Origin of the sequence: Inquilinus limosus MP06, assembly GCF_000767795.1 — a bacterium.
Taxonomy (GTDB): domain Bacteria; phylum Pseudomonadota; class Alphaproteobacteria; order DSM-16000; family Inquilinaceae; genus Inquilinus; species Inquilinus limosus_E.
Map to the genome: position 1 here is coordinate 1 of NZ_JANX01000231.1, position 8,976 is coordinate 8,976.

At 69.1% G+C, this 8,976-nt stretch carries 13 protein-coding genes and 1 pseudogene; 12 read left to right on the forward strand and 2 right to left on the reverse strand.

Annotated features, from left to right (window positions below; genetic code table 11):
* On the reverse strand, nt 1-522 hold a 522-nt coding region (locus P409_RS17970), incomplete at its 3' end, for a hypothetical protein (RefSeq protein ID WP_152613430.1).
* A gap of 194 nt (nt 523-716) precedes the next feature.
* On the opposite strand from P409_RS17970, the gene P409_RS38040 reads away from it, so the two are divergent.
* Together P409_RS38040 and P409_RS37175 are read left to right on the forward strand one after the other, a co-directional pair.
* Nucleotides 717-1,001 carry a hypothetical protein gene (locus P409_RS38040; RefSeq protein ID WP_152613431.1) on the forward strand — a complete coding sequence of 95 codons (285 nt, stop codon included), beginning with the start codon at nt 717-719 and terminating at the stop codon, nt 999-1,001.
* Nucleotides 1,002-1,117: 116 nt separating this feature from the next.
* Entirely contained in the window at nt 1,118-1,351 is a 234-nt protein-coding gene (locus P409_RS37175; protein WP_081991596.1) for a hypothetical protein, read from the forward strand.
* A gap of 35 nt (nt 1,352-1,386) precedes the next feature.
* On the opposite strand, the gene P409_RS17975 is transcribed toward P409_RS37175, so the two are convergent.
* Complete coding sequence (locus P409_RS17975) at nt 1,387-1,980, reverse strand: TetR family transcriptional regulator (protein WP_081991597.1); 594 nt, start codon at nt 1,978-1,980, stop codon at nt 1,387-1,389.
* A 213-nt stretch (nt 1,981-2,193) separates the two neighbouring features.
* Between P409_RS17975 and pgm the strand changes: the two genes are divergently transcribed.
* The 10 genes and pseudogenes from pgm to P409_RS18025 form a co-directional block, all read left to right on the forward strand.
* On the forward strand, nt 2,194-3,846 hold the full coding sequence (gene pgm, locus P409_RS17980) for a phosphoglucomutase (alpha-D-glucose-1,6-bisphosphate-dependent) (protein WP_034840635.1): 1,653 nt from the start codon (nt 2,194-2,196) through the stop codon (nt 3,844-3,846).
* A 98-nt stretch (nt 3,847-3,944) separates the two neighbouring features.
* The gene (gene hisG / locus P409_RS17985) at nt 3,945-4,613 is read left to right on the forward strand and encodes an ATP phosphoribosyltransferase (protein WP_034840639.1); all 669 of its coding nucleotides are present in this window, start codon (nt 3,945-3,947) and stop codon (nt 4,611-4,613) included.
* A complete protein-coding gene (gene hisD, locus P409_RS17990) occupies nt 4,597-5,889 on the forward strand; it encodes a histidinol dehydrogenase (protein ID WP_034840673.1) in 1,293 nt (430 codons plus the stop codon). Before hisG ends, hisD begins: the two co-directional genes overlap by 17 nt.
* Nucleotides 5,886-6,383 (forward strand): UPF0262 family protein, encoded by a 498-nt coding sequence (locus tag P409_RS17995; protein WP_034840642.1) that lies wholly within the window; start codon nt 5,886-5,888, stop codon nt 6,381-6,383. The genes hisD and P409_RS17995 overlap by 4 nt, the downstream gene beginning before the upstream one ends.
* Before the next feature lie 3 nt (nt 6,384-6,386).
* Complete coding sequence (locus P409_RS18000; protein WP_034840646.1) at nt 6,387-6,833, forward strand: arsenate-mycothiol transferase ArsC; 447 nt, start codon at nt 6,387-6,389, stop codon at nt 6,831-6,833.
* 66 nt (nt 6,834-6,899) lie between these two features.
* Nucleotides 6,900-7,193, forward strand: a complete 294-nt coding sequence (locus P409_RS18005) for a type II toxin-antitoxin system Phd/YefM family antitoxin (protein WP_034840651.1) — start codon at nt 6,900-6,902, stop codon at nt 7,191-7,193.
* 2 nt (nt 7,194-7,195) lie between these two features.
* Entirely contained in the window at nt 7,196-7,642 is a 447-nt protein-coding gene (locus tag P409_RS18010; RefSeq protein ID WP_034840655.1) for a type II toxin-antitoxin system VapC family toxin, read from the forward strand.
* Nucleotides 7,643-7,751: 109 nt separating this feature from the next.
* Nucleotides 7,752-7,970, forward strand: coding sequence for a translation initiation factor IF-1 (gene infA / locus P409_RS18015; RefSeq protein ID WP_026870679.1), 219 nt, complete (start codon nt 7,752-7,754; stop codon nt 7,968-7,970).
* A 38-nt stretch (nt 7,971-8,008) separates the two neighbouring features.
* A complete protein-coding gene (locus P409_RS18020; RefSeq protein ID WP_081991598.1) occupies nt 8,009-8,590 on the forward strand; it encodes a Maf family protein in 582 nt (193 codons plus the stop codon).
* Nucleotides 8,587-8,976, forward strand: a pseudogene (locus P409_RS18025) (ribonuclease E/G); the annotation flags it as partial. The gene P409_RS18020 and the pseudogene P409_RS18025, both read left to right, overlap by 4 nt.

The following is an 8,976-nucleotide window of genomic DNA, read 5'->3' on the forward strand; positions in this document are numbered from 1 at the left end:
GTGTCGGGACGGTCGGCACGGTCGCCGGCCAGCCCTGTCCCAGAGCTCGGCCGTCAGCCGCTCCCGGGCTTCGGTATCGGCAGGCGTCGCGCCGGCGGTCACGGCCGCGATGGATCCGGTGACGCCCTGGGCGACGCGGCGGCGGCGGTCGGCCGCCTGGGCCTGACGATCGTCGTGGTCCCGCTCGGCGGCGTGCCGGGCCTCCTCCCGCTGCTGGCGCAGCCTGGCCCGCAGCGCGATGGCGCGGCGGATGCCGAGGAAGAGGCGGCTGAAATGGGCTTCGGCCTTGCCGGCGCGATCTAGGTCGCCGGCCTGCAGGGCGGCGATGGCCTCGGCCTGGAATGCCTGCGCCATCGTCATGCCGGGCTCGATCAGGCCGGACAGGATGGCGTCATCGGCCTCGTCCGGATCCGGCGAAGCGGCGCGCGTGGTCTCTGTCCTGGGATCGGCCATGGAAGAATCGGAACATAACGAGAACAAATAGTCAAGCGAAGAGTGCCCATCGTCGCTGCGGATGGTCATCCGGCTTTCCGGCACCGTCTTCCGCAAGGGGGAGAAGCGGCGCTCAGCCGACCTGATGCGGATGGGCCTGGAGGTCGGCTAAGGGTAAGGAGCAGTCACCGTTCCGGGCGCCCGAGAGCGGACATGACCGGATGCGGCATTGCTGCCATCGACATGCAGCGGTAGCCTGATCCGGATGGGCTTAAGGAGGCGACGTGCAATTACTCGAACTGCTCGGGCAGGTTGAGCAATGGAGTAACGAGGATACGACGATCTACGTTGAGCCGCCGTGGTCACCAGATGCCGAAGCAATCCTCGTAACGCCAGCACCGGATACAACGGACCCCATCGAGCGTGACGATCGTCGATATCACTACTTTCTTGAGACATTTATCGCCCGCGACTTCTTGGAAGGCTATGCAGCTTCGGATGAAGGCTCGGCCGCGTCGGAGAAGCAGCGCTGCGAACGCCTGATCAGCTACGCTGAGAATGATGCTTAGGCGATGGCTGCTTTCCGCCCTTTCCGGCCCCGTTGGTTTCGATAGATCATGAGCGGCCCGCGACGCCGTCGTCGACCTGGGTCGCCTTTGGATTTGGCTGTGGGGTAACCGCTCAAATGAACGATTGGATCGGCGCGCCACTCAAGAAAATTGATGAGCTCCAGGCGTTCGACGCCATGGTCTTGTTCCTTGATGCATACTGGAAGCGCACCGGCAAAACCGATGATATTGCCAGCCTCTTAGGTGATATCAGTCGCGATATCTGGTCGGATGGCTCGCCAAGCGACCCGGGAGCTTGGGAAGACTGGCGCAAGGCGGTGCAGTCGGCGCTTCAAGTTAATGGCAGCTAACCGCCCATTGCGGACGGTCGCGGCGGCCCACGCCCTCACGCTCTCAGCGCCGCCAGCACCAGGTCGGTCATGTGCGTCAGCCGCTCAGCCTGCGCCTCCGCCGCGAACAGGTCGCGGTCGAAGATCACGCCCAGCGTCCAGCGGTTCGAGACGTAGAAATAGGCCAGGCCGGCAATCGAGATGTAGAGCTGCACCGGGTCGATCCCGGCCCGGAAGGCGCCGGCGGCGACGCCGCGGCCCAGCACCTCGCCGATCATCTCGACGAAGGGGGAGTGCAGGGGACGGACATTGGGCGACTTCTTCAAATGCTGCGCCTGGTACAGGTTCTCCTGGTTCAGCATGATCAGGAATTCCGGATTCTCCAGGAAATAGCTCCAGGTGAACTCGACCAGCCGGGCGATGGCGGCGTCCGGCGCCAGGCTCTCCAGGTTCAGGGCGCGCTCGGCGTTGCGGATGCGGGCGTAGGTCGCCTCCAGCACCGCCAGGTACAGCGTCTCCTTGTTGCCGACATGGTAGTACAGCATGCGCTTGTTGGCGCCGGCGGCCGCGGCGATGCGGTCGATCCGGGCCCCGCCATAGCCGTGCCGGGTGAACTCGGCCAGCGCCGCATCCAGGATGCGCTGGCGCATGCCCTCCGGGTCGCGCTGCCAGCGCGCTCGCGTTCTGTTTTCGGCGCTCTCCATCCGGTCCAAGGCGTCGTCCCTGCTGCCCCCGCCCATTTGTCCGCAGCCGCGCGGCCGGCGAAAGCAAAAACGAGCGGCCGGGCGCTCGACAGCCGGTGCCGGCTGGCGCAACTTGCCTATGTCTTTGAAGAGACAGACGCCACGCCCAGGGAGACGCAGATGGTGAGCCCGCTCGCAGGAAAGCCCGTCGATCCGGCCGATCTGGTCAACCTGCCGCGGCTGATCACGGCGTATTTCACGACGAAGCCGGATCCGGCCAGTCCGGCGCAGCGCGTCGCCTTCGGCACCTCCGGCCATCGCGGCTCGGCCTTCGCCGGCAGCTTCAACGAGGACCACATCCTCGCCGTCACCCAGGCGATCTGCCTGTACCGCAAGCGCGCCGGGATCGACGGGCCGCTGTTCATCGGCATCGACAGCCACGCGCTGTCCGAGCCGGCGCTGGCCAGCGCGCTGGAGGTGCTGGCGGCGAACGGCGTCGAGACCATGATCGACCGGGACGGCGGCTACACCCCGACACCGGTGATCTCCCACGCCATCCTGACCTACAACCGCGGCCGCACCGCCGGGCTGGCGGACGGCATCGTCGTCACCCCGTCGCACAACCCGCCGGAGGATGGCGGCTTCAAGTACAACCCGCCCAATGGCGGCCCGGCCGACACCGAGGTGACGGGCTGGATCGAGCGCACCGCCAACGAACTGATCGGCAAGGGGCTGGACGGGGTGCGGCGCGTGCCGCTGGCGCGGGCGCTGAAGGCCGCGACCACGCATCGCCACAACTATATCGACTTCTATGTCGGCGACCTCGGCAGCGTCGTCGACCTCGAGGCCATCCGCAGTTCCGGCGTGAAGATCGGCATCGACCCGCTGGGCGGCGCGGCGGTGGGCTACTGGACGCCGCTGATCGACCGGTACGGCATCGCCGCCACCGTGGTCAGCGACCTGGTCGACCCGACCTTCCGCTTCATGACCGCGGATTGGGACGGCAAGATCCGGATGGACTGCTCCTCGCCCTACGCCATGACCCGGCTGCTGGGGCTGCGGGAAAAATTCGACGTCGCCTTCGCCAACGACACCGACGCCGACCGCCACGGCATCGTCACCCGCACCGCCGGGCTGATGAACCCGAACCACTTCCTGGCGGCGTCGATCGCCTATCTGTTCCAGCACCGCAAGGGCTGGCGGGCGGACAGCGCCGTGGGCAAGACGCTGGTCAGCAGCAGCGTGATCGACCGCGTCGCCGCCAAGCTGGGCCGCCGCCTGCTGGAGGTGCCGGTCGGCTTCAAATGGTTCGTCGAGGGCTTGAGCGACGGCTCGGTCGGCTTCGGCGGGGAGGAGAGCGCCGGCGCCTCCTTCCTCCGCCAGGACGGCACGGTTTGGACCACCGACAAGGACGGCGTCATCCTCGGCCTGCTGGCGGCGGAGATCACCGCCGTCACCGGCCGCGACCCGAGCGAGCTGTACAATGGCCTGACGCAGGAGCTGGGGAATTCCTGGTACGCCCGCGCCGACGCGCCGGCCAGCAGCGCCCAGAAGCAGGTGTTCAAGACCCTGACGCCGGAGAGCCTGGGCGCCACCCAGCTCGGCGGCGACCCGGTGACCCAGACGCTGACCAAGGCACCCGGCAACGGCCAGTCCTTCGGCGGCATCAAGGTGGCGACCGCGAATGGCTGGTTCGCCGCCCGCCCCTCGGGCACCGAGGAGGTCTACAAGATCTACGCCGAGAGCTTCCGCAGCGAGGACCATCTGCGCCGGGTGCAGGACGACGCCAAGGCCCTGATCGCCCGCGCCTTCGCCGCGGCGGGGCAAGGGTAGGGGCCTTCACCTTCGCGCATGGGCGAGTCGCGGGCTCTTCTGGTCTCGCGGCCGCGCTTTCGGCTATGGTGCCGGCCGTTCTCGCGGAAGCCGGCGCCATGACCGTACCCGATCCCCTGACCATCGCCCTGCCCAAGGGCCGCATCCTGGACGAGCTGCGCCCGCTGATGGCGCAGGCCGGGCTGGAGCCGGAGCCCGCCTTCGACGATCCGCGGCATCGCGGCCTGTCCTTCGCCACCAACCATCCGCATATCCGGCTGATCCGGGTGCGGTCCTTCGACGTCGCCACCTTCGTCGCCTTCGGCGCGGCGCAGATCGGCGTGGCGGGGAACGACGTGCTGATGGAGTTCGACTATCCCGAGCTCTACGCCCCGCTCGACCTCGGCATCGGCGCCTGCCGCCTGGCGGTGGCCGAGCCGGTGGATCTGGCCGAGACCGACGATCCCCGGCGCTGGAGCCATGTCCGCGTCGCCACCAAATACCCGCATGTCACCCGCCGCCACTTCGCCGCGCGCGGGGTGCAGGCGGAGTGCATCAAGCTGAACGGGGCGATGGAGCTGGCGCCTAACCTGGGCCTGTGCCGCCGCATCGTCGACCTGGTCTCCTCCGGCTCGACCCTCAAGGCCAACGGGCTGCGCGAGATCGAGCATATCGCCGACGTCACCTCGCGGCTGATCGTCAACCGCGCCGCCTTCAAGACCCGGCCGGAGGAGATCGCCGGCTGGGTCGACCGCTTCCGGAATGCCGTCCATGCCGCTGCGTCTTGATGCCCGTTCGCCTGGCTTCGCCGGGGATTTCGAGGCCTTTGTCTCGGCCCGCCGCGGCGCCCATGCCGATGTCGCCGGCGCCGTCGCCGCGATCGTGGCCGACACAAGGGCGCGCGGCGACGCCGCGCTGATCGACTACACCGAGCGCTTCGACCGGGTCCGGCTGACGCCGGAGACCTTGCGCATCGGCGCCGAGGAGATCGCCGCGGCCAAGGCGCAGGTCGATGCCGAGACCCTGGAGGCGCTGGACCTCGCCGCCCGGCGGATCGAGGCGTTCCATGCGAAGACCGAGCTGCCGGCCCTGGACTATGTCGATGCCGACGGCATCGGCCTCGGCGCTCGCTGGACCCCGATCGACGCCGTCGGCATCTATGTGCCGGGCGGCCTCGCCAACTACCCGAGCTCCGTGCTGATGAACGCGATCCCGGCCAAGGTGGCGGGGGTCGGCCGCATCGCCATGGCGGTGCCGGCGCCGGACGGGGTGCTGAACCCGCTGGTGCTGGCCGCGGCCGAGCGGGCCGGGGTGACAGAGATCTGGCGCGTCGGCGGCGCCCAGGCGGTGGCGGCGCTGGCCTACGGCACCGCCAGCATCCGCCCGGTCGACAAGATCACCGGCCCGGGCAACGCCTATGTCGCCGAGGCCAAGCGCCAGGTCTTTGGCGCCGTCGGCATCGACATGATCGCCGGCCCGTCCGAGATCCTGGTGGTGGCCGATGCCGCCAACGACCCGGAATGGATCGCGGTCGACCTGCTGTCCCAGGCCGAGCACGACACCCACGCCCAGTCGGTGCTGATCACCGACGACGCGGCCTTCGCCGACGCCGTCACCGCGGCGGTCGACCGGGTGCTGGCGCGGCTGCCGAAGGCGGAGATCGCCGGCACCAGCTGGCGCGGGCAGGGCGGCGTGATCGTGGTCGGGTCGCTCGACGACGCCCCGGCGCTGATCGACCGGCTGGCGCCGGAGCATCTCGAGCTCGCCGTCGCCGACCCGGACCGCATCGCCGACCGCGTGCGCCATGCCGGGGCGATCTTCCTCGGCCGCCACGCGCCGGAAGCGGTCGGCGACTATGTCGCCGGGCCGAACCATGTGCTGCCGACCGCGCGCAGCGCCCGCTTCGCCAGCGGCCTCAGCGTCTTCGACTTCGTCAAGCGCACCACGCTGGTGCGCTGCGACGCGGCGGGCCTGGCCCGGATCGGACCTGCGGCGGTGCGGCTGGCTCGGGCCGAGGGGCTGGAGGCGCATGCCCTGTCGATCGCCCAGCGGCTGAAGGGATGAGCGGCGCGGCCGGGGATTCGGAGGAGGGGCGCCTCGTCGAGATCGTGATCGACGAGAGCGCGGCCGTCCGCCGGTCGCCGGAGGTGGCGCATGAGCGCCGGGTCGCGATCCACGACCTGATCGAGCAGAACAGCTTCCGCCTGGTCCAGGGCCCGCCCGGCCCCTACCGCCTGCGCCTGCGCATGGAGGAGAACCGGCTGATCTTCGAGATCGCCAGCGGGCAGGGGCCGGACGGCGAGCCCGAACGCGTGGCCCTGCCGGTGCAGCCGTTCCGCCGCATCATCAAGGACTATTTCCTGGTCTGCGAGACCTACTACGCCGCGATCAAGACGGCGCCGCCGTCGCGGATCGAGGCGATCGACATGGGCCGCCGCGGGCTGCATGACGAAGGCTCGGTGCTGCTGGGCGAGCGGCTGGCCGACCGGATCGCGATGGACCATGCGACGGCGCGGCGGCTGTTCACGCTGCTCTGCGTCCTGCAGATCCGCGGGTGAGCGATGGCGGGGCCGACCAGCGTCCTCTTCGTCTGCACCCAGAACGCGATCCGCTCGCCGATGGCCGAGGCCATCCTGAAGCATGTGGCCGGGTCGCGCATCTTCGTCGACAGCGTCGGGGTGCGGCCGGACGAGACCGAGCCCGACCCCTTCGCCGTGGCGGCGCTGAAGGAGATCGGCATCGATCTCAGCCGCCACCGGCCGAAGGGCTTCGACGATCTCGACGACGACAATTTCGACCTGGTGATCTCGCTGTCGCCCGAGGCCCAGCACCGGGCGGTGGAGATGACCCGCACCACCGCCTGCGACCTGGAGTTCTGGAACACCTTCGACCCCACCGTGGTCGAGGGCAACCGCGAGGCCCGGATGGCCGCGTTCCGCCAGGTGCGCGACAGCCTGCTGGCCCGCATCCGCGAGCGCTTCGGCGAGCGGGCGAAGGAGCGGGCGTGACGGGCGCCTCTTGCCGATAGGCGCGAGACATCCGATATTCTGACTAATCTGGTCGGGAGATTGAGCATGGCTCCTCGCAACAAACCTGTCTCTGCGTCTGCATTGCCGGCCTGGAAGCTCGAGGATGCCAAGGCGCGCTTCAGCGAGGTCGTGCGGCGTGCCCGGGAAGCCGGACCGCAGCGCGTCACGGTGCACGGACAGGATGCGGTCGTGATCCTGTCAGCTGCCGACTTTGCCCGACTGGCTCCGCAGGCGACCGTCAGTCTTGCCGCCTTGTTCGGTGAAGGGCCGTTCGCGAAGATGGACGAGTTCGAGCCGCTGCGCGAATTTTCGCCGGTGCGTGACCTGCCGACCTTCTGATCATGGCGCGTGGCTGGCTGCTCGACACCAATGTGGTTTCCGAGCTGCGCAAAGGGGCGCGCTGCAACCGAGCGGTTCGGAATTGGATACAAAGCGTACCGCCAGTGGCTTGCTATCTGAGCCGCGTCACGGTGGCCGAAATCCAACTCGGCATCGAGCGAGTTTCCGATCCAGGCTTCCGGGCCGAGTTGGAGACGTGGTTGCAGGATGGCGTCAGGCTGTGGTTCGGCGATCGCATCCTCGATGTCGACGAGGAGACCCTTCTGATCTGGAACCGCCTCATGCGTGACGGGCAGAAGGCCGGCCATACTTACGCCCAGCCGGATGCGCTGATCGCAGCGACGGCAAAGGCACATGATCTCTGTATGACCACCCGAAACATCGCCGATTTCCGGCACGCCGGCATTCCTGTCTTCGATCCGTGGACCAACCTGCGGCCGGAGACCTGACTCATCGGCCAAGACATGGCGGAAGCGCGGCCCGAAACCGCACAAATTTCTTGACCCGGCAGGGCCGGTCGCCCACTTCTTGGGCGGATTCCCAAAATGGCGAGTTTGGATGGCCAAGGAAGATTTGATCGAGTTCTCGGGCACCGTGACCGAGCTGCTCCCCAACGCGATGTTCCGGGTGAAGCTCGACAACGACCACGAAGTTCTCGCGCACACCTCGGGCAAGATGCGCAAGAACCGCATCCGGGTGCTGGCGGGGGACCGGGTCAATGTCGAGATGACCCCCTACGACCTGACCAAGGGTCGCATCACCTTCCGCTTCAAGTAACAGCCGTGCCCGATCCGGACCGGACGGGCGCGCCCCAGGTGATTGCTGGCGACGTGCTTGTTCTCGCCTCGGCCTCGCCGAGGCGTCTCGATTTGTTGCGCCAGATCGGCATCGTGCCGGACCAGGTCCTGCCGGCCGATCTCGACGAGACCCCGCTGAAGCGCGAGCCGCCCGGCCCGCACGCCCGCCGCCTGGCCCAGGCCAAGGCGGAGGCGATTCGCGCCCGGGCATCCGGCGCCTTCATCCTGGCGGCCGACACCGTGGTCGGCTGCGGCCGGCGGATCCTGCCCAAGGCCGAGACCGACGCCGAGCTGCGCCGGTGCCTGGAGCTGCTGTCCGGCCGGCGCCACCGCGTCCATGGCGGCGTCTGCCTGATCGCGCCGGACGGCACGATGCGCCACCGGCTGGTGCAGAGCAGCGTGATCTTCAAGCGCCTGACGCCGGACGAGATCGACGCCTATGTCGCCTCGGGCGAGGGCCGCGGCAAGGCCGGCGGCTACGCCATCCAGGGCCGGGCGGCGACCTTCATCCGGGCGATCGAAGGCTCCTATTCCAACATCGTCGGCCTGCCGCTGTTCGAGACCTCGCAGCTGCTGTCCGGCGCGGGCTTCCGCTGGTGAAGACGGTCGAGATCACCGCCACGGACGGCGTGCTGCTGGCCGGGGTGGTGATCGGCGGCCGCCTGACCGACCTGGCGGCCGAGCGCCTGTCGCAGCCCAGCTTGGCCGGCGCCGTGATGCTGGCGCGGGTCGAGCGGGTCGATCGCGTCTCGGCGGGGGCCTTCCTCGACATCGGCACCGGCCGCAGCGCCTTCCTGCCGCTGCGCGGGCCGGAGGCCGACTCGCTGCGCGCCGGCGCGCCGGTGATCGTGCAGATCGTCGCCGATCCCCGGGCGGAGAAGGGGGCCGAGGCCACGCACGACGTGGCATTGCCCGGCGCCGGGCTGATCCACCTGCCGTTCTCCGGCAGCGTGGCGGTGTCGAGCCGGCTGGGCCCAGCGGCGAAG